Genomic DNA, 26,804 nt, shown 5'->3' with positions numbered 1-26,804 from the left:
CGCGATGAAGGCCCTGATCTGCGGCGGTGGGATCGCGGGGCTCGCCCTCGCGCGGTGCCTCGGCGACCACGGCTGGGAGGTGGTGGTCCTGGAGAAGGCCGGCGGCCTCCGCACCCAGGGCTACATGATCGACTTCTTCGGCCCCGGCTACACGGCCGCCCGGGAGATGGGCCTGCTGCCCCGCCTGCGGGAGCTCGGCTACGCGGTGGACGCCCTCCGCTACGTGGACGGCGAGGGCCGCACGCGGGCCGGCCTGAGCTACGAGCGCTTCGGCAGGGCCGCCGGCGGCCACCTGATCAGCATCATGCGGCCGGACCTCGAACGGGCGCTGTACGAGAGCCTGCCCGGCAAGGTCGACGTGCGGTTCGGGACGGGGCTCACCGCGGTCACCCACCACGCGGACGGCGCGGCCGCGACGCTGACCGACGGCACGGAGATCGCGGCGGACGTCGTCGTCGGCGCGGACGGCGTGCACTCGGCCGTCCGCGGACTCGCCTTCGGCGACGACGAGCGCTACGTGCGCCGCCTCGGCTTCCACACCGCGGCGTTCGTCTTCGAGGACCCGGAGCTCCACGCCATCGGCCGGCGGAACTTCGTCCTCACCGACACGACCGACCGCCAGATGGGCTTCTACAGCCTGCGCGACGGCCGCGTGGCCGCGTTCGCCGTCCACCGCTCCGCCGACCCCGCCCTGCCGGACGACCCGCGGGAGACGCTGCGCCGCGAGTACGGCGGCCTCGGCTGGGTCGTCCCGCGGGCGCTGCGCGCCTGCCCGCCCGGCGACGAGGTGTACTACGACCTCGTCGCCCAGGTCGAGGTGCCCTGCTGGAGCCAAGGACGCGTGACCCTCGTCGGCGACGCCTGCTACGCCGTGTCCCTGCTCGCAGGCCAGGGCGCCTCGCTGGGCATGGCCGGCGCCTACCTGCTCGCCGAGCAGCTGGCCGGGGCGCCGTCGGTCGGGACGGCGCTGCGGCGGTACGAGGAGAGATGGCGCCCGGTGGTCGAGGAGAAGCAGCGAGCGGCCCGCCGGGGCGTGCGCTGGTTCCTCCCCGGCTCCCGGACGGAACTACAGGCGCGCCGCCTGGCCCTGCGCGCCGCCCGCCTGCCGGGCGTGGACCGCTACGTGGCGACGGCGTTGGCGGGGAGGACGAGGGGGGTGCTGGGGCGGGCGCTGAGGTAGGGGCGGTTCAACGGCCTGTTCCGCTACGGGAGTTCAGGGGTTCCGTGCCGGGGGCGCTTCGGTCACCATGGGGGTATGGCGGACAGGGCGGGAACCACCGGGACGGGCACCATGCGGTCCGACCTCATCGACCTCTCGGGCGCAGACCTGGACGAGTTGCGCGAGGTGGGCGGTCTGCCCGAAGCCCTCGACGCCCTGCGGAGCCGGCTGGCCGACGGGTCCTCCCCGCTGTGCCAGGGCGAGATGACCGCGCCGTGCGGGAGCGCGCCGTGGGCGCGGGGCGGGTCCCGGCCCTGACAGTTGATCAGCGCTGAGTCGTACCGGCTGCCGCTGCGGACGCTGCGCGCCGTGGCCACCGGCGAGGTGGCCGGACCGGACCTGGCGCTGCTGGCCTCGGTGCAGCGCAGCCGCCTGCTGCTGGCGCTCGCGGCCGCCCAGGACCGTACCGGGCCGTCGGAGCCCGCCGCCCGCCCGCCCGCAGGCGCACCCGCCACCCGCCCCGCGGCGGCCTGGGCACAGCTGGCGGCCGTGCAGCGCGGCTCCTTCCGGGGCGCGCGGCGCCGCCAGGATGTCGGCTCCCCGTAAGCGGCCCTGGGGCGAGAGTGCCCGTACCTGCCGTCGATTCGGCCCCACAGCGATCATCTCCCCCGGCGTCGTCCCGGTGTCGTCCCGGCGGCTGTGCGGTGCTCTTGCGGCGTCACGCGCGTCAGCGGCTTCACGGGCGTCATCGGCGTCAGCGACTTCATCGGCGTCATCGGCGTCAGCGGTGTCATCGGCGTCAGCGGTGTCAGACAAGGGCCGCGGCGGTCAGGGCGAGGGCGGAGCCGGCGAAGACCACGGTGTGGCGGACGTTCTGCAGGACCCGGGTCCAGGCGGGGAAGGCGCCCTCGGCGGCCTTGAGGAACGCGGGGACGTCGACCCGAAGCAGCTCGGGGTCGCCCTTGCGCCGGAACGCGGCCCGGACGGACTTCACGGCGCCGAGCTGGCTCTGCAGGATGGCGATGTTCGCGAGGAGCGCGATGGAGGAGAAGACCCAGGTGAGGGTGGTGCCCCAGGAGCTCCCGGCCAGGTTGAGCACGGCGGCGGCGACCATGGCCGCGGCGAAGCCGCCGGGCGCCCACCACTCGTGACCGCTCGCGTCGAAGCGCAGCTTGTTCTCCTCCAGGACCGCCGGGCGGACGCCCTGCCGCTGCAGCTCGGCGACGGCGGCGGTCCTGGCGGCGGCGCCGAAGCGGTGGCGCAGGAGCGGAATGCTGGCGAAGGCGGCGGCGACGAGGATCTGGGCGACGGCGGCGAGCGTGTTCATGAGGGCGCTTCCTTCTTCTCAGGGTGGGCGGAGCGGGCGGGGCGGGCTCTCGAGGCTCGACTTGAACTAAGTGCAAGTTCTCGATGTCGAGGACTCTAGCCCCGGACTTGAACACTGTGCAAGTGCTCACCTGAACTTTGTGCAAGTCGACTCGCGGGACCTATCGTGAGCGCATGCCACGCGAGACACTGACCCGGGAACAGATCGTCACGACCGCCGTCGAGCTGCTCGACGCGGACGGGCTGGAAGGGCTCAACATGCGCAGCCTCGGCCAGCGCCTGGGCTCGGCGGCCACCGCCGTCTACTGGCACGTCAAGAACAAGGACAACCTCGTCACGCTCGCCGGCGACCAGGTCTGGGGCGAGATCCGGCTGCCGGACCTCGACGCGGTCGACTGGCGCACCGCGGCCACCGCCATGGCCGGCGACCTGTACGCGATGTTCGTCCGCCACCCCTGGCTCGTGCAGGCCTTCGCGACCCACCTCTTCCACGGCGCCGGCAAGGCGCGTCACGACGACCACAACCTCGCCGTGTACGAGAAGGCGGGGTTCGTGGGCCCGCAGGCCGACCTGGCCGCCGCCGCCGTCTTCACCTACGTCCTCGGCAACGCCTCAGGTGCGGCCGCTTCGGCGTCGCTGACCCGGCGGATCGAGCGCGACGGCGGCGATGCGGGGGAGGTGTTCGCCGCCACGATGAAGGAGGCCGCCGAGGTCGCTTCCCGGTTCCCGCGCCTGCGCACCCGCATCGAGTCCGCCGAGTACGCCGAAGCTCCGGACGACACCTTCGACTTCGGCCTCCGGTCCCTCCTGGACGGCCTGGAGGTCCGGCTGCGTGGCGCGGGGGGCTCGAAGGGTTCGCCTGGCGCGGCGTGACGGGCGCCAGAAAAACTTACCCTCGTAGCAAAAATACCCTTGATCAACTGGGTCGCCCGTGCATAAGGTTACGTCCGTCGTAAGTTTCCGCCGGGCCGGGGGAAGCGGCATTGTGCATGCCGCTCATGCCGCCTTCCCCTCCCGCACCTGCCAGGAGCTGCCCTGAACGTCACCACCTCCACCCTGTCCCTCACCGTCGCCGACGTGGACGCCTCGCGTGAGTTCTTCTGCACCCACCTCGGCTACCAGGTCGCGATGGCCGCCGACGGCTTCGCGTCCCTGTCCCGCGGTGACGCCGCCGCCGACCTCGTCCTGCTGCGCCGCGGCACCGAAGTGCTCCCGCCCGAGCAGCGCGACCGGCAGGCCACGGGCCTGATCTTCGCGCTCACCGTCACCGGCATCGAGGCCGAGGAGGAGCGCCTGCGCGGGGCCGGTGCCCCCATCACCATGCCGCTGCGCGAAGAGCCCTGGGGCGAGCGGCTGTTCCAGCTGACGGATCCGAACGGAATCGTCGTCCAGCTCGTCGAATGGGCCACCCCTGAGGAGCCCGGGCAGACCGACGAACCCGGGCAGACCGACGAACCCGCCATGCAGGTGGTCGCCCCCACCGCCGGGAACGTCACCGACTCCCCGAACGCCCGCATGACCGGCCTGGCCGCCCCCAGCCGGGGCAGCACCGAGCTCAGCACCTGGACCGTCGCGATGGAGGCCGGCCGGACGGGTCCCGAGCACTCCGTCAGCCGTGAACAGGTCTGGACGGTTACCGCCGGCGTCCTCGAAGTCACCTGCGACGGCCGCACCGAGAAGATCGCGGCCGGTCAGACCCTCGTCCTGCCGCCGGACGTGCTCCGTCGGGTCCACGCGTCGCAGGCGGCCGAGGCCTACGTCGCCATGCGCTCGGACGGCGTGGCCTCCGTGCCCGGCGTCGACGGCACCCGGCCCCTGCCCTGGGCGCAGTAGCGGCACTTAGGGGCCCATGACGGCCCAAGGCGGCCCAAGGCGGCCCAAGGCGGCCCATGACGGCCCGCAGTAGCCCTTCCCTCCGCCCCCGCCCGCCTTCCCTCCCGCAGCCGACTCCCGTGACGGAGGCAGCTTGTCCGTGCGCATCACCGCCCTGACCGACCCCGACGAGGACTCCGCAGGCCGCCGCCTGGCCTGGCTGGCCGCCGACCCCGACGGCAACCCCGCCGGGTACGCCTTCCTGCGTCTGTTCGCCAAGGAGGGCCAGCGCCACCTCGCCGAACTGAACATCCAGGTCCACCCGGCCGAACGGCGCCGACAAGTGGGCTCCCGGCTGCTCGACGCGGCCGTGGCCGCCGCCCGCCACGACGGCCGGCGCAACGTCATCGCCCAGGCCGAGGCCCGCTCCGCCGGAGCCTCCTTCCTGACGGCAGGGGCCTTCCGGCCGGTCCTGACCCTGACCTACGCCCGGCTGGCACTGGCCGACGCGGACCTCCTCCTGCTCACCGCGATCGCCGACGAGCCCCACGCCGGGTACCGGCTGACGGCGTGGGAGGGAACGGTGCCCGACGAACTCGCCGACACCTTCGTGGCATCGCGCCGGGCCATGGACGACATGCCGATGGGAGCCGTCGACTACGGCACGGTCGTCTGGGACCTCGACCGGGTACGGGCGGCGGCCTCCGCCGTCGCCGCGCGCGGCGACCTCCTGCACACCGTGGCGGCCGTCGACCGCACGGACGGCTCCATCGCCGGCTTCACCGAGCTCGTGATCCCCGGCGGCGCAACCGGCGATGGCCAGCACTACGGCACGGCGGTGCTGCCCGAGCACCGCGGCCACGGCCTCGCCCGCTGGATGAAGGCCGCCGCGATCGTCCAGGCCCGCGAACGCCACCCCCGGCTCGGTGGCCTGCTCACCGACACCGCCGACAACAACCCGCACATGAGGCGCGTCAACGACGATCTCGGCTACCTGCCGACGCACACGGCTCACGAGTACCAGCTCGACCTGTAGCCCCAATGAGAGGGCGCAAGCCCCCCACTCAGACGGCGCAACGACAAGGGCCCCGAGCACCGGTATCCGGTGCTCGGGGCCCTCATCCGCCCTGCCGGGCGGTCGTCGGCGCGGCCTGCGCACCGGGTGCTCAGCCCGCCGGCCGAGTGGGCTCGGCCGCCCCATCGACCGGCCCTGCCGGCCCTGTCTGTCCGGCCTGCCCGCCGCAGAACACCTCCTTGACGAGCCTCTGCGTCGCCTTCTGGAACGGCTCGGCCAGGGACATCGCGGCGTCGTCCACGTAGTTCAGCGAGGCGGTCAGGGTCCTGCTGCCGTCTGGCGAGCTGTACATCAGCGCCGCGTGGCCCGCGATGCCGCCGTTGTGGGTGATGACGGTGCCGCCGCAGTCCGTGTCCTGCACGAACAGCCCCAGGCCGTAGCCGAACTTGGGGTGCGGCGTGCACATCTCGGCCAGCAGCGGGGGCGGCAGGAGCTTGCCGCCCAGGAGCGCGGAGATGAACGTGTGGAGGTCCTGGGTGGTCGAGATCATGTCACCGCCGCTGGAGATCCAGGAGGGGTTCTGGCGGGTGACGTCGACGGTCTTCTCCCGGCCGGCGTCCTCGTACCGGTAGTAGGCGTGGGCATGCGGTTCGGGGATCTCCTCCCGGGTGTCCGGCGCCAGGGTGCCCGACAGCCCGAGCGGCCCCAGGATCAGCCGCTGCATCTCCTCGGCGAGCGAGCGGCCGGTGGCCTTCTCGATCAGCAGCCTGGCCAGCACGTAGTTGGTGTTGGAGTAGCTCCAGTCCGTCCCCGGCTCGAACCGCGCCGGCTTGGACAGCGCCAGTCGTACGAGCTCCTCCGGCCGGTACGTCTTGAACCGGTTGTCCACCCACTCCCGGCCCTGCCAGGGGATCCCGGGCGCGACCGTCCCGTCGTCGTAGTACTCGCCGGTGAAGTTGAACACCCCGCTGGTGTGCTGCAGCAGCATCCGTACCGTGATCCGCCGGTCCAGCCCGAACTCCGGCAGGTGGTCGGCCACCGGGTCGTCCAGCCCGATCCTGCCCTCGGCCACCAGCTGCAGCACCAAGGTTGCGGTGAAGGTCTTGGTGTTGCTGCCGATCCGGATCCGCCCGTCGACCGGCGGCGCGGCGCTCTCACCCAGCTTGCCCACCCCGGCGCTGCCGACCCACTGGCCCCGCTCGTCGTGCACGCGCAGGTGCACCCCGGTGAAACCGGAATCGACGATCTCCTCGATGGCCTTCTGCAGCTCCGGGCGATCCTGCCCGGCGGCGTCGCGGGCTTCGGTGATCTTGAGGGTCGTGTTCGTCATGATGCGGCTCCTCGGGGGCTGCGGCTCGAAGACTGCGGGTCGGAGGGCGATGAGGGCGGAGGGTGCGGCGTCGGTGGCCGCGGGGTCGGAGGGCGCGGGGTCAGAGGCTGCGGGCGGTGATGTTGCCGTAGGCGGTGGTGGCGTGGATGTCGAGCTGGGCGTCGGCGCCGTCGGTGTTCTTGAGCGCGTTGTGGATGCGGCCGTAGGAGGTGCCGGCGTCCAGGGAGGCGGAGACTCCGCGGGCGGCGCCGACCGAGATCTCGCCGTGCTCGGTGCGCAGCGTGACCTCGCCGCGCAGGGCCTCGGTGATGTTCAGGTCACCCTTCTGGGTGGTGATCTGCGCGGGGCCGCCCAGGCGGCCGACCGTGATGTCGCCGGCCTGGAGGGTGAGGCGGGCGCTCGCGGTCTCGTCGAGCTTGACCGAGGCCTGCGCGGCCTCGAAGACGACGTCGCCGAGCCGTCCGACGCCGCGGAGTTCGGCCAGGGCCGCCTTCGCCTCGACGTGGGAGCCGGCGGGCAGCTGGACGGTCACCTCGACGGAGCCGGAGTTGCCGAGGACCCGGTTCTTCGCCGGTGCGGCCTCGATCCGCAGGACGCCGTCGGCGTAGGCGACCGTGATCTGCTCCGCCGCCTTCACGTCGCGGCTCTTGGAGGCGTCCGCGGGCAGGACCTCGACCGTGGTGTCGGCCCGGTCGGCGGCGATGAACCGGACGAGACCCGCGGGGATGTCGAGGACGGTGGAGACCGGGGCGGCGGTGGCGAACTTCTGCATGATGCTCTTCCTTTTGCTTCGTCGTTTTGCTTCGTCGTTGTTTCTGACGAGAGAAAAGCTACGTTGCCTTTACGGAGCCAGCAACATCTCCGTTGCGCAGAATCGACATATTTGCAGGTCAGAGCCCTGCAATCATTGCAATGATCTTGACGGGTAATGCAACGGTAGGCGTAGATCGTTGCAATGAAGTGAAGGTGAACGCTATGCTGGCGGCACCGAAGGGGTTACGCACGGAGGAGACCGCGATGCCGGGAGGCAGACTCACCCAGCAGGAACGTCAGCAGATCGCGCTGGGACTGGCCGACGGCCTCGCCTACGCGGAGATCGCCAGACGCCTCGACCGCCCGACCTCGACGGTCACGCGCGAGGTGATGCGCAACGGCGGGCCCACCGCCTACCGCGCCGAGCTGGCCCACCGCGCCACCGAACGCCGTGCCCAGCGGCGCAAGCAGGCCGCACCCCGAGGCGTGGAGGCGCCCCCGCAGCCCCACGGACGCGATGCCGAGGCCGTGCGCGAGTACGAGGAGACGTTCACCACCGTCCTCATGGGCTCGGGCATGCCCGCGATGTGTTCCCGGGTGATGGCCTGCCTCACCCTCACCGACACCGGCAGCCTCACCGCGTCCGAACTCGTCCAGCGCCTCCAGGTCAGCCCGGCGTCCATCTCCAAAGCGATCGCGTTCCTGGAGAGCCAGGCCTTCGTCCGCAGGGAACGCGACGACCGCCGCCGAGAGCGCTACGTCGTCGATGACGACGTCTGGTACCAGTCGATGGTGGCCGCCGCCCGGTCCATCGCCCAGGTCGTCGAGATCGCACGGCAGGGCGTCGGCGTCCTCGGCTCCGACACTCCGGCTGCCAACCGCCTCGAGGGCATCGCCCGCTTCCTCGACTTCGTCTCCGAGAGCACCTCCCGCGCCGCGGAGCAGGCCCGCGAAATCCTCCACACGAAACCCGGGACCACCCCGGGCGCCACCACTGCCGAGCCACGCCCGGACCGCGGATAGGCAGCCGCCTCGGGCGGGCCGTCCCGGCTGGTCACAGGGTGACGAGGCGGGCTTCCCGCTCGGCCGTGGCCGTGGCCGTGGCCGCGGTGTCCTGCCGGGTCCGCTCCGGGCGGCGCAGGACCGTGAAGGCGACGGCCAGGGCGGTGACGAGGAGGCCGGCGCCGACCGCGAAGGCCAGGTGGTAGCCGCTGGTCAGAGCCTCGGAGGCCGGGCGGCCCGCCGCGGTGAGGGCCTCGGTGCGGGAGGCGGCCAGGGTGGAGAGGACCGCGACGCCGAGCGCCATGCCGATCTGCTGGGTCGTGTTGAAGAGGCCCGAGGCGAGGCCCGCGTCCTCCTCCTTCGCGCCGGACATGGCCAGCGAGGTCAGGGCGGGGAGCGCGAGGCCGAACCCGGCGGCGAGGAGCATCACGGGGAACAGGTCGGTGAGGTAGTCGGCCTGGTCGGCCCGGCCGGGCACCCGGGTCAGCAGACCGAGCACGCCGACGAGGAGCACCAGGCCGGTCAGGAGGACGTTGCGCTCGCCGAAGCGGGCGTTGAGGCGGGCGGAGACGCCCAGGGACACCGCGCCGATGACGGCGGCCGCCGGCAGCATCGCGAGACCGGTCCTGGCGGCGCCATAGCCGAGCACGTTCTGCATGTAGAGCGCGACGAGGATCTGGAAGGAGAAGAGCGCGGCGACCATCAGCATCTGGACCAGGTTCGCGCCGGAGACGCTGCGCGAGCGGAAGATCCGCAGCGGCATGAGCGGGTTCTTCGCCGTGGCCTGCCGGGCGAGGAAGCCCGCGATCAGGACGAGCGCGAGGGCCCCGGAACCGAGCGTGTGGGCCGAAGTCGCCCCGTACTCCTCGACCTTGACGACCGTGTAGATCCCGAGCATCAGGCCCGAGGTGACGAGCAGCGCGCCGAGGGCATCCGCGCCCGCCTTCGGGCCGAGGCCGAGGCCGCGGACGCGGTCACGGTCGCCCGGCAGGGCGGGGAGGGCGGCGAGGAGGGCCGCGATGCCGATGGGCAGGTTGATGAAGAAGATCCAGTTCCAGGTGAGCGCGTCGGTGAGGACGCCGCCCAGCACCTGTCCGATCGAGGCGCCGGCCGCGCCGGTGAAGCTGAACACGGCGATGGCCTTGGCCCGTTCGCGCGGTTCGGTGAAGAGCGTGACGAGGATGCCGAGGCTGACGGCGGAGGCCATCGCGCTGCCGACGCCCTGGAGGAAGCGGGCGGCGATCAGGACCCCGGGGGAGGTGGCGACGCCGGCCAGCAGCGAGGCGGCGGTGAACACCCCCGTCCCCGCCAGGAACATCCGCTTGCGGCCGATCATGTCGCCGAGGCGGCCGGCGAGCAGGAGCAGCGATCCGAACGCGATGAGGTAGGCGTTGACGACCCAGCTCAGCCCGGCCGGAGTGAAGCCGAGGTCGCTCTGGATGGCCGGCATGGCGACGGTCACGATGCTGCCGTCGAGGACCGTCATCAGCATCCCGGTGGCCAGGACACCGAGCGCGAGCCGGCGGGAGCGGGCCGGGGCCGGGACGGATGTGGCGGGGGAGGAGGGTGCGGCGGTGGCGGGCATGGCGGGTCTCTCCTGTCGGTGGAGGCAACAGGAGAGACCGTAACAGATAGTTTTGTTGCAGACTATCTTTTACGGATCGAGGCCGGGTGGGTCATATGCGGTTGTTTCCGGGACTGCCGGGGTTGCCGGGACCACCAGGGCTGCTTTACCCCTTCTGACGCGCCCGCCGGGCCGGGCGGGGCCCCTCTGCGGGAGTCTCCAGATGCCCTGTCGCCAGGCGGTTCAGCGCCCGGAGCAGGGCGTCGCGCTCGTCGTCGGGCAGGGCGTCGAGAGCGTCCTCGTGAACGCTGTCGACGATCTTCTGGCTCTCCCCGGCGACCTTCGCCCCCTCCTCCGTCACCGCGATGATCCGCGCCCGCCGGTCGGCGCTGGAGGGCCTGCGCTCGGCGAGACCGGCCTTCTCCAGGGCGTCGACGGTCACCACCATCGTGGTCTTGTCCATGTCCCCGATCTCGGCGAGCTGAGCCTGGGTGCGCTCCTCCTCCAGGGCGTGAACGAGGACGCAGTGCATGCGCGGGGTCAGCCCGATCTCACCGAGCCGCGCGGCCATCTGCGTCCGCAGCACATGACTGGTGTGGTCCAGGAGGAAGGACAGGTCCGGTTCGGTGCGGGTGGGTGCCATGGCGGTCATGTCCGCCAGGGTAACGAAATCGATCCGTCACGGATTATCGACAAGCGGATGATCCGCGGGCACGGAGAAACGCCAGAGGGCCGGACCGCTGATGCGGTCCGGCCCTCTGATCGGGCGGAGGATACGAGATTCGAACTCGTGAGGGGTTGCCCCCAACACGCTTTCCAAGCGTGCGCCCTAGGCCTCTAGGCGAATCCTCCGCGGCAAACAATACAAGACGCGGAGGGGTGCTCGCGAACGCCTTGTGCCGAGGTGGGGGAGCGGGCACGGGCACTGCCCGGGATCCGCTAGGCTGGGGGACAAGCCCCTCACGTGGCGCTATCTCACCGAACTCCCCCAGGGCCGGAAGGCAGCAAGGGTAAGTGGGCTCTGGCGGGTGCGTGGGGGGCCCTTGTGTTTTCCGGGGGTCGCGCCGCGGTCCTTGCCGGGCGTCGCGCCGGGGCCCGGGGCGAGTCCGCAGGGGTCTCCAGGGGTCTGTGGATGTGATCGAGACCACTTGTCAGTGCGGCCCGATATCGTCGTACGTGTGTCGTCCCTCGCGCTCTACCGCCGTTACCGCCCCGAGTCCTTCGCCGAGGTCATCGGGCAGGAGCATGTCACCACCCCGTTGCAGCAGGCGCTGCGGAACAACAGGGTCAATCACGCGTATCTGTTCAGCGGACCACGCGGCTGCGGCAAGACGACGAGCGCGCGCATCCTCGCCCGCTGTCTGAACTGCGAGCAGGGGCCGACGCCCACTCCCTGCGGGGAGTGCCAGTCGTGCCAGGACCTCGCGCGCAACGGGCGGGGTTCGATCGACGTGATCGAGATCGACGCCGCTTCCCACGGTGGTGTGGACGACGCCCGTGAGCTGCGGGAGAAGGCCTTCTTCGGGCCCGCCTCCAGCCGCTACAAGATCTACATCATCGACGAGGCCCACATGGTCACCTCGGCGGGCTTCAACGCCCTGCTGAAGGTGGTCGAGGAGCCGCCGGAGCACCTCAAGTTCATCTTCGCGACCACGGAGCCCGAGAAGGTCATCGGCACCATCCGGTCGCGTACGCACCACTACCCGTTCCGCCTCGTCCCGCCCGGCACGTTGCGTGACTACCTGGGCGAGGTCTGCGAGCAGGAGAAGATCCCCGTCGAGGACGGGGTGCTGCCGCTCGTCGTGCGCGCCGGCGCCGGCTCCGTGCGTGACTCCATGTCCGTCATGGACCAGCTCCTCGCGGGCGCCGCCGAGGACGGTGTGACATATGCCATGGCGACGTCCCTCCTGGGCTACACGGACGGCTCGCTGCTCGATGCCGTCGTCGACGCCTTCGCGGCGAACGACGGCGCCGCGGCCTTCGAGGTCGTCGACCGCGTCATCGAGGGCGGCAACGACCCCCGCCGCTTCGTGGCCGACCTCCTCGAGCGCCTGCGCGACCTGGTGATCCTCGCCGCCGTGCCCGATGCGGTCGAGAAGGGCCTCCTGGACGCCCCCGCCGACCTCGTCGAGCGCATGCAGGCCCAGGCCGGCGTCTTCGGCCCCGGAGAGCTCAGCCGCGCCGCCGACCTGGTCAACGAGGGCCTGACCGAGATGCGCGGGGCGACCTCGCCGCGGCTGCAGCTGGAGCTGATCTGCGCGCGCGTGCTGCTGCCCGCCGCCTACGACGACGAGCGGTCCGTACGGGCCCGGCTCGACAAGCTGGAGCGCGGTGCGGCCGCGCTCGTGACGGCTCCCATGGCCCCCGCGGCTGGCTACGTGCCGGGTCCCGGCGCGCACGCCCCTGACCAGGCCTACGGGCAGCACGCGCCCGTCCCCGGGCTGTCGGGTCCGGCCGCCGCCCGCGCGGCGGTCTCCGGGGCTCCTGCACCCGCTGCCGCCCCCGCCCCGGCCGCCCCGGCCGTCCCTGCCGCCCCGGTTCCCCAGCCGGCCCCGGTGCCCCCTGCGGCCCCGGCACACCAGGCACCCCCGGCCCCGCAGGCGCCTCAGGCCCCCGCACCGGAAGCCCCCGCCGCACGCCCCGCCGGTGCGTGGCCGACTGCTGCCGCGCCCGGCCAGGGGGCCCCCGCCCAGGGCGCCCCCGCGAGCCAGGCCCCTGCCGCCTCCCGCCCCGGCGCCTGGCCGACCGCCGCGGCCCCGGGCAGCGGCCCGGCCGCCCCGGCCCCGGCCCCCGCCGCGCCCGCTCCCGCAGCGACCGCCCCGGCCGCCTTCGGCGGTGCCGGGTCCGTCGGCGACCCCACCCAGGTCCGCCAGATGTGGCCCGCCATCCTGGACGCGGTCAAGAACCGCCGCCGCTTCACCTGGATCGTCCTGAGCCAGAACGCCGAGGTCGTCGGCTTCGACGGCACCACCCTCCAGGTCGGCTTCGCCAACGCCGGCGCGCGCGACAGCTTCGCCAACAGCGGCAGTGAGGACGTCCTGCGCCAGGCGATCGGCGACGTCTACCAGGGCCAGGTCCAGTGGAAGATCGAGCTGGTCGTCGGCGGGGGTGGCGGCGGAGGCGGTGCGGGCGGCAACACCGGCCCCGGTACGCCCGCAGGCGGCTACGGCGGTGGCAGTGGCTTCGGCGGAGGGAGCGGCTTCGGCGGCGGCAGTGGCAGCGGCTACGCCCCCTCCGCGGCGCCCCCCGCCGCCCGGCCCGCCGCGGCCCCCGCCCCGGCCGCCCCGCAGCAGCCGCAGTCCCACCAGCCCCAGGCGCCCGCTTCACCCACGCCTCCGCCGCCCCCGGCATCCCAGGCGTACCGCGAGCCCGAGCCCCCGCCCGTCGCCCCCGAGGACGACATGCCCGCCGAGGACGATCCCGACCTCGTCGACTCGGCCCTGACCGGCCACGACCTGATCGTCCGCGAGCTGGGCGCGACGGTCATCGAAGAGATCGCGAACGAGTAGAGCGAGCCGAGCGGGTCAAGCGAGCCGAGCAGGTAGAGCGAGCCGAGCAGGTAGAGCGAGCGGGGCGGGAATCCCTGGGTGCGCCGCATGCGCCCCAGGGCGCCCCCCGTTCTTCTTCGCCCGGCATGGGGCGCCGGAGGCGGCGACCACGTAGGCTCGGGCTACCGAGACAAACGTCGTCGAGAGCCAGGAGCGAACCCGTGATTCCCGGTGGTGGCCAGCCCAACATGCAGCAGCTCCTCCAGCAGGCGCAGAAGATGCAGCAGGATCTCGCCGCGGCGCAGGAAGAGCTCGCCCGTACGCCCGTCGAGGGCTCCTCGGGCGGCGGTCTGGTGAAGGCCACGGTCACCGGCGCCGGCGAGCTCCAGGCCCTGGTGATCGACCCCAAGGCCGTCGACCCCGAGGACACCGAGACCCTCGCGGACCTCGTCGTCGCCGCCGTCCGTGACGCCAATGCCGCCGCGCAGCAGCTGCAGCAGCAGAAGCTCGGCCCGCTCGCCCAGGGCCTGGGCGGCGGCAGCGGCATCCCGGGCCTGCCGTTCTGACGGCGGCCCCGCCGCACCTGCCATACCCCCACCACAGCTGAAGAAGCCCGAGAAGGAGCATTCGATCCGTGTATGAAGGCGTGGTCCAGGACCTCATCGACGAGCTGGGCAGGCTGCCCGGCGTCGGTCCCAAGAGCGCGCAGCGGATCGCCTTCCACATCCTCCAGGCCGAGCCGGCCGACGTCCGCCGGCTCGCCCACGCCCTGACCGAGGTCAAGGCCAAGGTCCGCTTCTGCGCGGTCTGCGGCAACGTCGCCCAGGAGGAGCGGTGCCGGGTCTGCCAGGACCCGCGCCGCGACCCCTCGGTGATCTGCGTCGTGGAGGAGTCCAAGGACGTCGTCGCCATCGAGCGGACGAGAGAGTTCCGCGGCCGCTACCACGTGCTCGGCGGGGCGATCAGCCCCATCGAGGGCATCGGTCCCGACGATCTGCGCATCCGCGAGCTGCTCGCCCGGCTCGCGGACGGCACCGTCACCGAGCTGATTCTGGCCACCGACCCCAATCTGGAAGGTGAGGCCACCGCCACGTACCTCGCCCGCATGGTGAAGCCCATGGGGCTCAAGGTCACGCGGCTGGCCAGCGGCCTCCCCGTGGGGGGAGACCTTGAATACGCCGACGAGGTCACGCTCGGGCGTGCCTTCGAAGGGAGACGACTTCTCGATGTCTGACGCAACGCTGCACGACGCCAAGCGCGACCCCGACGACTTCGCGGTCTCGGTCGCGGACTCCATCGAGAGCTTCATCGTCGCCGTCGCCGAGGTGTCGCGCGGCGATGAGCCCGACAGTGCCGTTCCCTTCCTGCTGCTGGAGGTCTCCCAGCTCCTCCTGACCGGCGGCAGGCTCGGCGCGCACGAGGACTTCCTCCCCGACGAGCGGTACGAGCCCGACGTGGGCCCCGAGCCGGACGTCGACGAGCTGCGGGAGCGCTTCGCACGGCTCCTCGACCCCGTGGACGTCTATTCGGAGGTCTTCGACCCGTACGTGCCGCGCTCCGCCCCCGTCGCCTGCCGGATCTCGGACGACCTGGCCGACATCATCACCGACCTGCGGCACGGCATGGCCCACTACCGCGACGGCCGGGTCAGCGAGGCCCTGTGGTGGTGGCAGTTCTCCTACCTGTCCAACTGGGGCCCGACGGCCTCGGCCGCCCTCCGCGCCCTGCAGTCCCTGGTCGCCCACGTCCGCCTGGACCAGCCGCTGGACGAGCTGGGCGACCTCGACACGGACTCCGCGGCCACGGAGGAGCAGCTCGCCGAGGAGGCGGGCCGCGTCATGGAGGCGGAGATCGCGGGCCCGCTGGGCCTGCGCGGCGTCTGAAGGCCTGCCCGGCACCCCACGTGCTGAAGTGCGCTGTACGCAGCGCACTTCAGCCATAGTTGAGCATTCGACGTTTTCGTCCTCCCTCCCCTCGTAGCCTGCAAGGCAGACCCGACACGAGGGGATGAGGACATGGACGTCACTCCCGGCACCGGCCACCTCGGCGCTCTGACAGCCCAGTTGAGCGAGGTCGCCTTCGGCCTCTTCCACGCCTCCGCGCTGCGCGCGGTGACCGTCCACCGGGTCGCCGACCACCTCGCCGGCGGCCCGCTGCAGCCCGACGAGCTCGCCCGCCGCGCGGGCCTGCACGGCCCGACGCTGCGCCGGTTACTGCGGATGCTGGCCACGCGCGGCGTCTTCCAGGAGCACGGGGACGGCGCCTTCGGCCTCACCCCGTCCGCCGAGCTGCTCCGTACGGACGTGCCCGGCTCGGCGCACAGCGGGATGATCTGGCTCACCGAGGAGGTCTTCCGCCGCTCGGCCGCGGGCTTCGAGGACGCGCTGCGGACGGGCGAGACGCCGTTCGACGCGGCGTACGGCATGCCGTTCTTCGACTACCTGCACACGGACGCGGAGGCGCAGACCCGGTTCGACACGGGCATGGCCGCCATGTCCGGCCCGGAGGACGAGGTCGTCGCCGAGGCGTACACGTTTCCGGCCACCGGCACGGTCGTGGACGTCGGCGGCGGCCGGGGCGGTTTCCTGCGGGCCGTGCTCACCCGCAACCCCGGGCTGTCGGGGGTCCTGTTCGACCAGGAACAGACCGTCGCCGCGCACCTCTTGGACGTCAAGGAGACCGCGGGCCGCTGGCGCACGGACGCCGGGAGCTTCTTCGAGGCCGTGACGCCCGGCGGCGACGTCTACCTGCTGAAGCACATCCTGCACGACTGGAACGACGAGGACTGCCTGCGCATCCTGCGCGCGATCCGCACGGCGATCGCCCCCGGCGGCACGCTGCTGGCGGTGGACGCGATCCTGCCGCCGGGCAACGACCCGCACTTCTCCAAGGGGCTGGACCTCATCATGCTGGCCTGCCTGAGGGGCCGGGAGCGGACGGAGGAGGAGTTCCGCGCGCTGCTCGGCGAGGCGGGGTTCCGGGTGAACCGGATCATCGCCACGGAGACCTTCGCCTCGATCATCGAGGCGGCGGCGATCTAGCCCTCGTCGGCCTGGCCCCCGTCGGCCCAGCCCCCGTCGGCCTGGCCCTCGCCCCCCATCGGCCCGGCCCCGTCGGCGTCCATGTCACGATCAGGCTCCGGCCTGACCCGACCGTCCGGGCTGCCGAGACGTGTGGGTGGGGGGGATGACGTGCGCCGTGGGCAGCTCCTGGGCTGTTTGGGAGTCACCGAGAGGGAAGAACGGATCTACCGCTGCCTCCTGAAGGGGGAGCGGGAGACCGCGGGGGCGATCGGCGAGGCGCTGGGGCTGGCCGGATCGGAGGTCCGCGCCGCCCTGGAGCGGCTGACCGGGCTCGGTCTGGTGCGTGCCCGCGGCGCGGGTGACGGTCACGATGACGGTTTCGCGGCCGGCTCCACGGACAGCTCCGCGGACAGCCTTTCGGACAGCCTTTCGGACAGCCTTTCGGACGGCTTCGCGGCCGTCGACCCGGCCATCGGCGTCGAGCGGCTCGTCGAGGACGTCCTGGCCGGCCTGCGGACGCAGATGCAGCAGGCGGACGCGGCGAGGGCAGCGGTCTCCGAGCTGGGACAGGAGTTCCGGCAAGGAGAGGGCGTACGGGCTCCGGCGGCGGACATCGAGCACGTCACCGGTCGGCAGGAGGTCTGGGACCGGCTCGACGAACTGAGCTTCTTCGCGTACCGCGAGGTCATGGCGATCCACCCCGGCGCGCCGTGGCGGGCCTGGAACATCGAGGCGGCCCGCCCGCTCGACATGCGCTGCCTGCGCCGCGGCCTGTCGTACCGGCTGATCGTCGTGCGCGAGGCCCTTCAGGACGCCCTGACCAGGGCGTATCTGGATGAGCTCCGATCGGCGGGGGCGCAGATCCGCTGCGTGGAGGAACCGGTGCAGCGGATGGCCGTCTACGACCGGAGCCGAGCCGTCGCGCCGCTCGACCCGAGCGAGGGCCGGCGCGGTGCCGTCGTCGTGCGCCAACCGGGGCTGGTCGCCGGCCTCGTGGACCTCTTCGAGCGGACTTGGCAGTCGGCCGCGGACGTGGCCACCGTGGCCGCCGTGGACGGCGGTGGCGACTGCCCGCTGTCCGAGCTCGACAAACGGGTGCTGAACGCACTCCTGCGAGCCGACAAGGACGAGGTCGCGGCCCGTGAACTGGGTGTCTCCCTGCGGACGTTCCAGCGGTACGTCGCCCACGTCCTGGCCCACCTGGACGCCGGCAGTCGCTTCCAGGCGGCCGTACGGGCGAAGGAGCGCGGCTGGCTTTAGGCCGCCGCGGGTCCCGGCACGGGACCGTCACGGGGCAGGGACAGCGAGTTCCCGCGTAGCGAGTTCCCGGGTGGCGGGTGCCTCGAAGGTGCGGTAGCCGTCCTCGATGCCGATCCTGATGTCGGTGAAGGCGAGGTACCCGTCGCCGATCAGCGGGGTGTCGCGGAGCTCCTCGACCAGGTGGTAGTACGCCTGCAGGTCCGCGGTCTCCAGCAGCGCGAAGTCGGTGTGCCGGGCATGGAACGCCTCGGCGTCGAAGAACCGCGCCGAGACGCGGTCGGCGTACTCGGCCAGCACGGGCTGGATGCACTGCTCCCGCAGGGCGTTCCGCTCGTCGCGGGAGAGCCTGAGCCAGGCGGGGCTGAAGGCGTAGCTGAGAACGATGGTGTAGCGCATGGGAAGAATCTCCCGGATGCCCGGGCCCAACGGGGCGCGGAACGCTGCCGGGATTGCGCCAGACGATGGCGCATCAGCGACACCGCCTCGCCGCACTGCCTTCGCCGACGCCGGGGTCGGCGCGCAGCCGGGCGCGGAGCCCCGTATGGTGCAGCTCACAAAGTGAGTGGCTCGGGCCTTTGAGGGAAGAAGCGACCGCGGGCGGTCCGAGGGAGCACCGTCCGCGATCATGGCGCGGTCGACACGTCTCACCATGCGATATCGGCATGGCTGATTCCGACCGCTCGTTAGACTGAGCCGACCGCATTACACAGAGCTGCGAGGAGCGCACGTGGGCCTTGTCGTGCAGAAGTACGGAGGCTCCTCCGTTGCCGATGCCGAAGGCATCAAGCGGGTTGCCAAGCGAATCGTGGAAGCCAAGAAGAACGGCCACCAGGTGGTCGTCGTGGTTTCCGCGATGGGTGACACGACGGACGAGTTGATCGATCTCGCCGAGCAGGTTTCGCCGATGCCTGCCGGTCGTGAGTTCGACATGCTGCTGACCGCCGGAGAGCGGATCTCCATGGCGCTGCTGGCGATGGCGATCAAAAACCTCGGCCACGAGGCGCAGTCCTTCACGGGCAGCCAGGCCGGTGTCATCACGGACGCGGTCCACGGCAAGGCGCGCATCATCGACGTCACGCCGGGCCGCATCCAGCAGTCCGTGGACTCCGGCAACATCGCGATCGTGGCCGGCTTCCAGGGCGTGTCCCAGGACAGCAAGGACATCACGACCCTGGGCCGCGGCGGCTCGGACACCACCGCCGTCGCCCTGGCCGCCGCGCTGAACGCCGAGGTCTGCGAGATCTACACCGATGTCGACGGGGTCTTCACGGCCGACCCGCGGGTGGTGAAGAAGGCCCGCAAGATCGACTGGATCTCGTTCGAGGACATGCTGGAGCTCGCGAGCTCCGGTTCCAAGGTGCTGCTGCACCGCTGCGTCGAGTACGCACGCCGTTACAACATCCCGATCCACGTGCGCTCGTCCTTCTCGGGGCTCCAGGGCACCTGGGTCAGCAACGAACCGCAAGGGGACCAGCCGATGGAGCAGGCGATCATCTCGGGCGTCGCGCACGACACCTCCGAGGCCAAGGTCACGGTCGTCGGTGTGCCGGACAAGCCGGGTGAGGCCGCGACGATCTTCCGGGCGATCGCGGACGCCGAGATCAACATCGACATGGTCGTGCAGAACGTCTCCGCGGCGTCCACCGGCCTGACCGACATCTCCTTCACCCTCCCGAAGACCGAGGGCCGCAAGGCCGTCGAGGCGCTGGAGCGGACGAAGGAGCGCGTGGGCTTCGACTCGCTGCGCTACGACGACCAGATCGCGAAGATCTCGCTGGTCGGCGCCGGGATGAAGACCAACCCGGGCGTCACGGCGACGTTCTTCGAGGCCCTGTCGAACGCCGGGGTGAACATCGAGCTGATCTCGACCTCCGAGATCCGCATCTCGGTCGTCACCCGCGCCGACGACGTGAACGAGGCCGTCCGGGCGGTGCACTCCGCCTTCGGCCTGGACAGCGAGAACGACGAGGCCGTCGTCTACGGAGGCACCGGGCGATGACCGCCGGCCCCGCGGCCCGTACCGCCACCCGCCCGGGTGCCGGTACGGGCCGTAAGCCGGTGCTCGCCGTCATCGGCGCCACCGGCGCCGTCGGCACGGTCCTGCTGGAGATCCTTTCGCAGCGTGCGGACGTGTGGGGCGAGATCCGTCTCGTCGCCTCCCCGCGCTCGGCCGGGCGCCGGCTCACCGTGCGCGGCGAGGAGACCGAGGTCGTCGCGCTGAGCGAAGAGGTCTTCGACGGCGTCGACGTCGCCATGTTCGACGTGCCGGACGAGGTCTCCGCCCGGTGGGCGCCCATCGCGACGGCCAAGGGCACGGTCGTCGTCGACAACTCCGCCGCCTTCCGGATGGATCCGGACGTGCCGCTGGTGGTGCCCGAGGTGAACGCGCACGCGGCGCGGGTGCGCCCGCGCGGCATCGTCGCCACGCCCAACTGCACCACGCTGTCCATGATCGTCGCGGTGGCCGCACTGCACGCCGAGTTCGGGCTCGGCGAGCTGGTCGTCTCCTCGTACCAGGCGGCGTCCGGGGCGGGCAAGGCGGGCGTGGACACGCTGCGGGCGCAGCTGGCCGCCGTGGCCGGCTCCTCCCTCGGGACGCAGCCCGGCGACGTGCGCCGGGCTGTCGGTGACGGCCTGGGCCCCTTCCCGGCCCCCCTCGCGCTGAACGTGGTGCCCTGGGCCGGCTCGCTGCGGGAGGACGGCTGGTCCTCCGAGGAGCTGAAGATCCGCGACGAGTCCCGCAAGATCCTGGGGCTGCCGGACCTGCGGGTGGCGGCGACGTGCGTACGGGTCCCCGTGATCACCACGCACTCGCTGGCCGTGCACGCGCGCTTCGAGAACGAGGTCACGGTCGGGCAGGCGCACGAGATCCTGGCGAGCGCGCCGGGGGTCGTGCTGGTGGACGACCCGGCCGAGGGGGAGTTCCCCACGCCCGCCGACGCGGTGGGCACGGACCCGACCTGGGTGGGGCGGGTGCGCCGGTCGATGGACGACCCGAAGGCGCTCGACTTCTTCGTATGCGGTGACAATCTGCGCAAGGGGGCGGCGTTGAACACGGCTCAGGTCGCCGAATGCGTGGCGGCAGAGCTGAGCACTCCCTAATCTGGAGAAGTGGTGAAGGTCTTGAAGGTCCTGTGATCAAGTCGTTGGTCCAGACCTCTTGAACTGGGCAGATGAAGTGTTCGACGATGCGCTCCCCGCCCACTGCAACCGCCGGCGGCCGGGGGGCGTCTTTGCTGCCGTCTCTCAGGGCGGCAACAGAACCGGGGCATTGAGGAAGAGCTGGTACGCATGAGGGCATATGACGCATCGTCACGCGGCGCATCGTCAGACGCGGCGCCTCGCGTGTACAACCCTGACGGGGGGAAGCGTGTCCAACAGGCGTGGCAGAGGTCATCAGCATCGCAACCGCCCCGAGGCGCGGCGGCAGCGCACTGCGTCCGCGTTCGCACCCGTCGGGCGGCATGCCGGTGATCGCTCCCTGGCCGGCCGCCCGCACCGCCGCCCAGCTCCCGCCCCAGCGGGGGGACGCTGACGAAGCAATGGCAGCGGGCACCACAGTCGATCACCTCACCGAGACCTACAGGGCCCACTACCGCTCCCTGCTCGGCCTTGCCGCGCTGCTCCTCGACGACACCGCCTCCTGCGAGGACGTGGTCCAGGAGGCCTTCATACGGGTGCACTCCGCGCGCGGCCGGGTCCGGGACCCGGAGAAGACCCTCGCTTATCTGAGGCAGACTGTCGTCAATCTGTCCCGCTCGGCGCTCCGCCGCCGCATCCTCGGGCTGAAGCTGCTCTCCAAGCCGATGCCCGACATGGCGAGCGCCGAAGAGGGAGCGTACGAACAGCTGGAGCGCGACCAATTGATCAAAGCGATGCGCGGACTGCAACGCCGGCAGCGTGAAGTCCTCGTCCTCCGCTACTTCGCCGATATGACCGAGGCCCAGGTCGCCGAGACCTTGGGTCTCTCGCTCGGCTCGGTCAAGGCGTACGGGTCGCGGGGTATCGCGGCGCTCCGCGTCGCCATGGAGGCCCCGGCATGAACCGCCCCCCCTACGACGGGCCCGGTCCCGACGACGAGCGTGGCGGCGGCATGGACGAACAGGCGCTCCGGCAGCTGCTGCAGGGCGCCGTCGAGGACATCGAGCCCGCTCCCGACGCGCTGGAGCACATCCGGCGCGCCGTGCCGGCCCGGCGCACCCGCCGCAGGCACGCCCTCGTGGGCGCCGCGGCCGCGCTGATCCTCGGCGGAACCGCCCTGCCCGCGGTCGTCCACGTCGCCACCACCGGTGACGAGGTCGAGGAGCGCCACGCCAACACGGCCAGCTCCCAGCACACCCCCGAGGAGCCGGGCGCCGAGCCCGACAGGGTGGGCGACGGCGGCGGCCGGCCCGAGGAGGGCGAGGCCCGGAACCACGACGAGAAGCGGGAGCAGCGCAAGAACGAGGGGAGCAAGGGCAACGAACCCAAGCCCGCCGCCTCCTCCCCCGCGGGCAACCTCCCCGCGCCCACGAACACCTTCGCCGCCGTCTCCCCGATCTGCGACCGCGACCAGCTCGGCAAGGGCAGCGGCTCCGTCGGCCCCGCCGACCGGGACGGCCGCGTGTACGGCGCCTTCCGCGTGGTCAACGTCTCCCGTGCCGTCTGCACGGTGGGCGGGCCCGGGACCGTCGCCGCGAGCCCGCGGGGCAGCGCCGAGAGCGGGCGCGTCTCCGTCGTCGACCACACGCCGGGCGACGCCGCGACCGGCCTGCCCGACCCCACGACCGAGCCCAGCGAGGTCATCCTCCAGCCCGGGCAGGCGTACGAGGTGAAGTTCGCCTGGATCCCGACGGCCGACGGCACGCGCAACAGTTGCGCCAAGAACACCGGCGGGGCCTCTCCGGCGCCTTCCGCGGGCGGTGGCGGCGCCAGCGCCTCCCCGGCCAGTGGCACGGCGGCTGCCCAGCAGCCGAGCGCGCCGGATTCGCCTCCGCCCACGCCGCCGCCGAGCATCGTGCTCAGCCACACCCCGGACGTCGGCGAGCCGGCCATAGCCGACGCCAAGATCGACGACGCGTGCGCCGGCACCGTCTACCGGACGGGTCCGATCGTCACCCCGAGCTGACGCCTTTCGTGATGCCTGGCGTGACGCCCGAGCCGACGGTGGCGGCGGTGCCGGTGGCGCCCCCGGCAGGGGGCGGTGACCGCCCCGGCGGGCGTGCCCGTACCGTGGTGGTGTGTATCGGTTCCTGCTGACTCCCCGCTGGTGGGCGATCAACGTCTTCACCGTGGTGGCCATCCCCTTCTGTCTCTTCATGGGCAGCTGGCAGCTCGGCCGCTTCGAAACGCGCGTCGACTCGCACCGCGAGCAGCAGACGCAGGCCGAAGACGCCGGGAAGGCCGGGGCCGAGCCCCTGCGCGACCTCCTCCCGGTGACGACGGAGACCACCGGCCGCCGGGCGACGGCCTCCGGCCGCTACGACACCGGGCACCAGCTGCTCGTGCCGGAGCGGAGCCTGGACGATCGCCGGGGCTTCTACGTGCTGACCCTGCTGCGCACCGACGACGGCAAGGCCCTCCCCGTCGTCCGGGGCTGGCTGCCCGGCGACGCGGCCTCCAAGGCGGACACCGCCGGGGTGCCCGCCCCGCCGGCCGGCCGCGTGACGGTCACCGGCGCCCTCCAGTCCTCGGAGAGCCCCGGCTCCAAGGGCGTGCACGCGAGCGGCGGCCTGCCCGAGGGCCAGGTCGGCGTGATCAGCGCCGCCTCACTGGTCAACCTCGTGCCGTACGGGGTGTACGACGCGTGGATCACCGCCACCGAGGCGGACGGGGCCATGACCCCGGTGCCCCCGGCCGCCGCCCCGAACAGCGGCCTGGACCTCAAGGCCTTCCAGAACCTCGGCTACACCGGTGAGTGGTTCGTCTTCGCCGGCTTCGTGCTGTTCATGTGGGCCAGGCTCTTCCGCCGGGAGGCGGAGGCCGCGCGCGACCTGGCCCTCGGCATCACTCCGGAGCGGGCTCCGGATGCTGCGGGGCAGACTCCGGACGGCTCGGGGCAGACTTCGGACGGCTCGGCACGGACCCCTGACGGTCCTGGGCAGACCCCTGACGGTCCTGGGCAGACTCCTGAGGGTCCTGGGCAGGACGGCCCAGATGACGCTCCGCAAAAGCGATCTCCAGCCGGAGCTGCTTGATCCGCTCCTCCACCACCAGGGAGCCGTGGCCCGCGTCGTAGCGGTAGACCTCCAGGGGGTGGCCGCGGCCCTCCAGCCGCTCCACGTAGTTCTCGATCTGCCGGATCGGGCACCGCGGGTCGTTCATGCCCGCGGAGATGTAGACCGGCGCCCGCACCTCGTCGACGTACGTCAGCGGGGAGGACGCCGCGTAGCGCTCCGGCACCTCCTCCGGGGTGCCGCCCAGCAGCGTGCGGTCCAGGGCCTTCAGGGCCTCCATCTCGTCGTGATAGGCCGTCACGTAGTCCGCCACGGGCACGCCGGCCAGGCCCAGCGCCCAGGCGTCCGGCTGGGTGCCCAGGCCGAGCAGCGTCAGGTAGCCGCCCCACGACCCGCCGGCCAGCACCAGCCGCGCGGGGTCGGCGATCCCCGCGGAGACCGTCCAGTCCCGGACCGCCGCGATGTCCTCCAGCTCGATGAGACCCACCCGGTGCTTGAGCGCGTCCGTCCAGGCGCGGCCGTAGCCTGTTGAGCCGCGGTAGTTGATCCGGACGACCGCGTAGCCGTGGTCGACCCAGGCGGCGGGGCCCGCGGCGAAGGCGTCGCTGTCGTGCCAGGTCGGGCCGCCGTGGACGTCGAAGACCGCGGGGAAGGGCCCGGTGCCCTCCGGCACCTGGATCAGGGCGTGCACCTTGCCGCCCGGCCCGTCCACCCAGACGTCCCGGACCGGCACGGACCGCGGGGCCCGGCCGACCCCGCCCGGCAGCGCGGGCGGATCCAGCACGACCTGCCCGCTCGTGGACCGCACGACCGACGGCTCGGCCGCCGAGGACCACAGGAACTCCACGCTGCCGTCCGGCCGCGGCAGGGCGCCCGACACCGTGCCCACGGGGGTGTCCAGGCGGGTCAGCGAGGAATCGGCCAGGTCGTAGCGCCACAGCTCGCTGCGGGCCTGGTGGCTGTGCTCGACGAGCAGCGCGGAGCCGTCCGGATACCAGCCGGCGTCCAGGTCGCCCGGCAGGTCGACGGCGAGGGCCGTCTCCTCGCCCGTGGCCGCGTCCCACAGCATCGGCTCCCAGCGGCCCCGCCGCTGGTGCCCCACGAGCAGCCGGGAGTCCCCGGGCACCGGCGCGAAGCCCATGACCGCCAGGCCCAGCTCCTCGGTGCCGCCGCGGGTGTCGTCCAGCTCGGCGACGGTGCTGCCGTCCGGGCGCACGATGCGGACGGCCGAGTGCATCGCATCGCCGTGCTCGGTGTGCTCGATCGCGATGAGCGTGCCGTCGTACGACATGCCGCCGACCCCCGCGGACTCGGCGTGGCGGTAGATCTCCACGGGCTCGGCACCGGGCCGCGCCACGTGGACCGTCGACCCGCCCTCGTCCGTGGAACGGCCGACCACGGCCGTGCCGTCCCGGCCCAGGGCCAGGCCGGCCGGGTAGGAGGGCTCGAGGCCGGGCACGGCGGGCTCGTCGGCCCCGCCGTGGAAGGGCTGGCGCATCCACACGCCGAACTCGTCCCCGTCCTTGTCGGCGAACCACCAGATCCACTCGCCGTCGGGCGGCAGCACCCCGCCCGTCGTGCCGTTCGGCCGGTCGGTCACCTGGCGCTGCGTGCCCGTGGCGCGGTCCCACGCGTACACCTCGAAGGTGCCCGTCACGTTGGACACGAACAGCGCGCGGTCGGGGGCGTCCTTCGCCCATCTCGGCAGCCCGACGCGCGGCGCCCGGAAGCGCTTCTCCCAATCCGGCACGGTCGCTGCCGCATCCGGCACGGTCGCTGCGCCCGGCTCGGCCGCCGCCGCATCCGGCACCGCCGCCGTGCCCTGGGGGGCGACGGCGGGCCCCTCGTCCTTCTGCCCGGACCTCTGCTCGGACCCGTTGCTCTCAGTCATGGCCCCATTCTGCGACGGAGCGGGGACATCGCGCCGAGGGCGGCCGCAGCCTGTGGATAACTCCGTTGCGGACGGGTCCCTTCCGCCCGGGCGCGGGCTCAGGACCGGTCGCCCGGCACCGGGCGCAGGCCCAGCCGGTCGGCCGTGTCGTCGTCGAAGTCCTCCAGGAACCCGGCGAGCGTGTCGGCGAGGTGGTTCATGCCCCGCGCCCCGAACAGCACCGGCTGGTAGCCCGAGACCCGGTAGGGCGTGGCGACCATGGCCCGGACGTCCAGCTCCCGGACCTCGCACGAGCCCAGCCGCTCCAGCTCCCCGTACGAGGACAGCAGCGCCGCACCGTAGGCCTTGACGCCGCCCGAGCCGGAACCCGCTCCCGCCCCGGCTTCGGCCCCCTTCTCCCCCATCACGCCGAACTCCAGCGTGAACCAGTACACGCGGCTGATGACGTCGAGGGCCTCGGGCGTGGTCAGCCGCGTCGCCGTGCGGCCGAACATGCGGTAGAGCTCGGCGAAGCCGGGCGACGCCAGGTGGATGCCGTGGCCGAACACGTCGTGGATCACATCCGGTTCGGGCGTGTACAGCGGCACCGACGGATGGCGGACGAACTGCACGGCGTGGAAGTAGCCGCGCTCCATCGACCCGAGGAAGCGCCGGTTCTCCACGAACCCGCCCGCGAGCGTGAACTCGAACCCCGTGAGCGGCTTCAGCCGTGCCCCGACCTCCGCGTGCTGCGGTACGTGGTCGGCCGGCACGGGGGCCGCCTCCGCGGCGTCCAGCACCTCCCGGCAGGCGTGCGCCCGGTGCGCCCTGCCCAGCGCGCCGTGGACCGTGCGCCACGTCGCGTGCTCGTCCTCGGTGTAGTCCACCGTCGGCGACGGGTCGCCGACACGGTGCCCGCGGGCCAGCTCCACCAGGGTTTTCCGCCGCTGCAGGTACCGGCTGTCGCACCGCCCCGGGTGCTGCGCCGCCGGGCCGAGCCTGCCTCCCGGCGTCACCGGCGTGCGTGACCAGAGTTGACTCATGGAA

Annotated in this window: 25 protein-coding genes, 1 tRNA gene, 1 other RNA gene and 1 pseudogene; 19 read left to right on the top strand and 9 right to left on the bottom strand. The window is 72.4% G+C overall.

Translation table 11 applies throughout. The features are described 5' to 3' along the window. Window positions 1-4 precede the first annotated feature (4 nt). The 3 genes from ACFPP6_RS10920 to ACFPP6_RS10910 all read left to right on the top strand — a co-directional run bounded on the left by ACFPP6_RS10920 (window position 5) and on the right by ACFPP6_RS10910 (window position 1,765). Window positions 5-1,180: an FAD-dependent monooxygenase gene (locus ACFPP6_RS10920; RefSeq protein WP_382039618.1), complete on the top strand. Its 1,176-nt coding sequence runs from the start codon at window positions 5-7 to the stop codon at window positions 1,178-1,180. Window positions 1,181-1,255: 75 nt separating this feature from the next. Beyond that, window positions 1,256-1,477, top strand: coding sequence for a hypothetical protein (locus ACFPP6_RS10915; protein WP_382039615.1), 222 nt, complete (start codon window positions 1,256-1,258; stop codon window positions 1,475-1,477). 3 nt (window positions 1,478-1,480) lie between these two features. Next, window positions 1,481-1,765, top strand: coding sequence for a hypothetical protein (locus ACFPP6_RS10910; protein WP_382039612.1), 285 nt, complete (start codon window positions 1,481-1,483; stop codon window positions 1,763-1,765). A gap of 202 nt (window positions 1,766-1,967) precedes the next feature. Here ACFPP6_RS10910 and ACFPP6_RS10905 read toward each other — a convergent pair whose 3' ends face one another. Beyond that, a complete protein-coding gene (locus tag ACFPP6_RS10905) occupies window positions 1,968-2,486 on the bottom strand; it encodes a hypothetical protein (protein ID WP_382039609.1) in 519 nt (172 codons plus the stop codon). A 173-nt stretch (window positions 2,487-2,659) separates the two neighbouring features. Between ACFPP6_RS10905 and ACFPP6_RS10900 the strand changes: the two genes are divergently transcribed. From ACFPP6_RS10900 to ACFPP6_RS10890, 3 genes are all read left to right on the top strand, one after another. After that, on the top strand, window positions 2,660-3,358 hold the full coding sequence (locus ACFPP6_RS10900; protein ID WP_382039607.1) for a TetR/AcrR family transcriptional regulator C-terminal domain-containing protein: 699 nt from the start codon (window positions 2,660-2,662) through the stop codon (window positions 3,356-3,358). Between the two features lie 147 nt (window positions 3,359-3,505). Further along, window positions 3,506-4,318, top strand: a complete 813-nt coding sequence (locus tag ACFPP6_RS10895) for a VOC family protein (RefSeq protein ID WP_382040133.1) — start codon at window positions 3,506-3,508, stop codon at window positions 4,316-4,318. A gap of 133 nt (window positions 4,319-4,451) precedes the next feature. Beyond that, on the top strand, window positions 4,452-5,333 hold the full coding sequence (locus tag ACFPP6_RS10890; RefSeq protein WP_382039604.1) for a GNAT family N-acetyltransferase: 882 nt from the start codon (window positions 4,452-4,454) through the stop codon (window positions 5,331-5,333). Between the two features lie 130 nt (window positions 5,334-5,463). Here ACFPP6_RS10890 and ACFPP6_RS10885 read toward each other — a convergent pair whose 3' ends face one another. Further along, window positions 5,464-6,642, bottom strand: coding sequence for a serine hydrolase domain-containing protein (locus tag ACFPP6_RS10885; protein WP_382039601.1), 1,179 nt, complete (start codon window positions 6,640-6,642; stop codon window positions 5,464-5,466). Between the two features lie 100 nt (window positions 6,643-6,742). Continuing rightward, a complete protein-coding gene (locus ACFPP6_RS10880) occupies window positions 6,743-7,414 on the bottom strand; it encodes a DUF4097 family beta strand repeat-containing protein (RefSeq protein ID WP_382039598.1) in 672 nt (223 codons plus the stop codon). Between the two features lie 245 nt (window positions 7,415-7,659). On the opposite strand from ACFPP6_RS10880, the gene ACFPP6_RS10875 reads away from it, so the two are divergent. Then, window positions 7,660-8,418, top strand: coding sequence for a helix-turn-helix domain-containing protein (locus ACFPP6_RS10875; RefSeq protein WP_382039595.1), 759 nt, complete (start codon window positions 7,660-7,662; stop codon window positions 8,416-8,418). 31 nt (window positions 8,419-8,449) lie between these two features. Here ACFPP6_RS10875 and ACFPP6_RS10870 read toward each other — a convergent pair whose 3' ends face one another. The 3 genes from ACFPP6_RS10870 to ACFPP6_RS10860 all read right to left on the bottom strand — a co-directional run bounded on the left by ACFPP6_RS10870 (window position 8,450) and on the right by ACFPP6_RS10860 (window position 10,813). Further along, window positions 8,450-9,982: an MFS transporter gene (locus ACFPP6_RS10870; RefSeq protein WP_382039592.1), complete on the bottom strand. Its 1,533-nt coding sequence runs from the start codon at window positions 9,980-9,982 to the stop codon at window positions 8,450-8,452. A 145-nt stretch (window positions 9,983-10,127) separates the two neighbouring features. Next, window positions 10,128-10,613: a MarR family winged helix-turn-helix transcriptional regulator gene (locus tag ACFPP6_RS10865; protein WP_382039589.1), complete on the bottom strand. Its 486-nt coding sequence runs from the start codon at window positions 10,611-10,613 to the stop codon at window positions 10,128-10,130. 115 nt (window positions 10,614-10,728) lie between these two features. After that, window positions 10,729-10,813, bottom strand: a tRNA-Ser gene (locus ACFPP6_RS10860). A gap of 100 nt (window positions 10,814-10,913) precedes the next feature. Between ACFPP6_RS10860 and ffs the strand changes: the two genes are divergently transcribed. The 7 genes from ffs (at window position 10,914) to ACFPP6_RS10825 (ending at window position 17,732) form a co-directional block, all read left to right on the top strand. Continuing rightward, an RNA gene (ffs, locus tag ACFPP6_RS10855) (signal recognition particle sRNA small type) lies at window positions 10,914-11,008 on the top strand. Between the two features lie 131 nt (window positions 11,009-11,139). Next, window positions 11,140-13,470, top strand: a complete 2,331-nt coding sequence (locus ACFPP6_RS10850; protein WP_382039587.1) for a DNA polymerase III subunit gamma and tau — start codon at window positions 11,140-11,142, stop codon at window positions 13,468-13,470. A gap of 200 nt (window positions 13,471-13,670) precedes the next feature. Beyond that, on the top strand, window positions 13,671-14,015 hold the full coding sequence (locus ACFPP6_RS10845; RefSeq protein ID WP_179081912.1) for a YbaB/EbfC family nucleoid-associated protein: 345 nt from the start codon (window positions 13,671-13,673) through the stop codon (window positions 14,013-14,015). Window positions 14,016-14,083: 68 nt separating this feature from the next. Next, on the top strand, window positions 14,084-14,683 hold the full coding sequence (gene recR, locus ACFPP6_RS10840; protein ID WP_382039583.1) for a recombination mediator RecR: 600 nt from the start codon (window positions 14,084-14,086) through the stop codon (window positions 14,681-14,683). Then, complete coding sequence (locus tag ACFPP6_RS10835; protein ID WP_382039580.1) at window positions 14,676-15,332, top strand: DUF5063 domain-containing protein; 657 nt, start codon at window positions 14,676-14,678, stop codon at window positions 15,330-15,332. The genes recR and ACFPP6_RS10835 overlap by 8 nt, the downstream gene beginning before the upstream one ends. A gap of 132 nt (window positions 15,333-15,464) precedes the next feature. Next, on the top strand, window positions 15,465-16,490 hold the full coding sequence (locus ACFPP6_RS10830) for a methyltransferase (protein WP_382039577.1): 1,026 nt from the start codon (window positions 15,465-15,467) through the stop codon (window positions 16,488-16,490). Between the two features lie 177 nt (window positions 16,491-16,667). After that, window positions 16,668-17,732, top strand: a complete 1,065-nt coding sequence (locus ACFPP6_RS10825; RefSeq protein ID WP_382039574.1) for a helix-turn-helix transcriptional regulator — start codon at window positions 16,668-16,670, stop codon at window positions 17,730-17,732. Between the two features lie 27 nt (window positions 17,733-17,759). Here the strand turns inward: ACFPP6_RS10825 and ACFPP6_RS10820 are convergent, their stop codons facing one another. Beyond that, entirely contained in the window at window positions 17,760-18,128 is a 369-nt protein-coding gene (locus ACFPP6_RS10820; RefSeq protein ID WP_382039571.1) for a darcynin family protein, read from the bottom strand. Window positions 18,129-18,459: 331 nt separating this feature from the next. Here ACFPP6_RS10820 and ACFPP6_RS10815 point away from each other — a divergent pair, with 331 nt between their 5' ends. From ACFPP6_RS10815 to ACFPP6_RS10795, 5 genes and pseudogenes are all read left to right on the top strand, one after another. After that, on the top strand, window positions 18,460-19,731 hold the full coding sequence (locus ACFPP6_RS10815; protein WP_058045511.1) for an aspartate kinase: 1,272 nt from the start codon (window positions 18,460-18,462) through the stop codon (window positions 19,729-19,731). Then, window positions 19,728-20,834: an aspartate-semialdehyde dehydrogenase gene (locus ACFPP6_RS10810; RefSeq protein ID WP_382039568.1), complete on the top strand. Its 1,107-nt coding sequence runs from the start codon at window positions 19,728-19,730 to the stop codon at window positions 20,832-20,834. The genes ACFPP6_RS10815 and ACFPP6_RS10810 overlap by 4 nt, the downstream gene beginning before the upstream one ends. Before the next feature lie 281 nt (window positions 20,835-21,115). After that, the gene (locus ACFPP6_RS10805; protein ID WP_336004131.1) at window positions 21,116-21,775 is read left to right on the top strand and encodes a SigE family RNA polymerase sigma factor; all 660 of its coding nucleotides are present in this window, start codon (window positions 21,116-21,118) and stop codon (window positions 21,773-21,775) included. After that, window positions 21,772-22,839 (top strand): anti-sigma factor, encoded by a 1,068-nt coding sequence (locus ACFPP6_RS10800; RefSeq protein ID WP_382039564.1) that lies wholly within the window; start codon window positions 21,772-21,774, stop codon window positions 22,837-22,839. The genes ACFPP6_RS10805 and ACFPP6_RS10800 overlap by 4 nt, the downstream gene beginning before the upstream one ends. Window positions 22,840-22,951: 112 nt before the next feature. Beyond that, a pseudogene (locus ACFPP6_RS10795) lies at window positions 22,952-23,794 on the top strand (SURF1 family protein); the annotation flags it as partial. On the opposite strand, the gene ACFPP6_RS10790 reads toward ACFPP6_RS10795, so the two are convergent. After that, window positions 23,718-25,637, bottom strand: a complete 1,920-nt coding sequence (locus ACFPP6_RS10790; RefSeq protein ID WP_382040131.1) for a S9 family peptidase — start codon at window positions 25,635-25,637, stop codon at window positions 23,718-23,720. The pseudogene ACFPP6_RS10795 and the gene ACFPP6_RS10790 overlap by 77 nt on opposite strands. A 239-nt stretch (window positions 25,638-25,876) precedes the next feature. Further along, complete coding sequence (locus ACFPP6_RS10785; RefSeq protein ID WP_382039561.1) at window positions 25,877-26,800, bottom strand: phenylalanine 4-monooxygenase; 924 nt, start codon at window positions 26,798-26,800, stop codon at window positions 25,877-25,879. Between the last annotated feature and the right edge of the window lie 4 nt (window positions 26,801-26,804).

Source organism: Streptomyces aureoversilis, assembly GCF_042657885.1.
GTDB classification, from domain to species: Bacteria; Actinomycetota; Actinomycetes; order Streptomycetales; family Streptomycetaceae; genus Streptomyces; species Streptomyces aureoversilis.
Note: the sequence above shows the minus strand (reverse complement) of the source record. Positions and strands in the feature narration are given on the sequence as shown.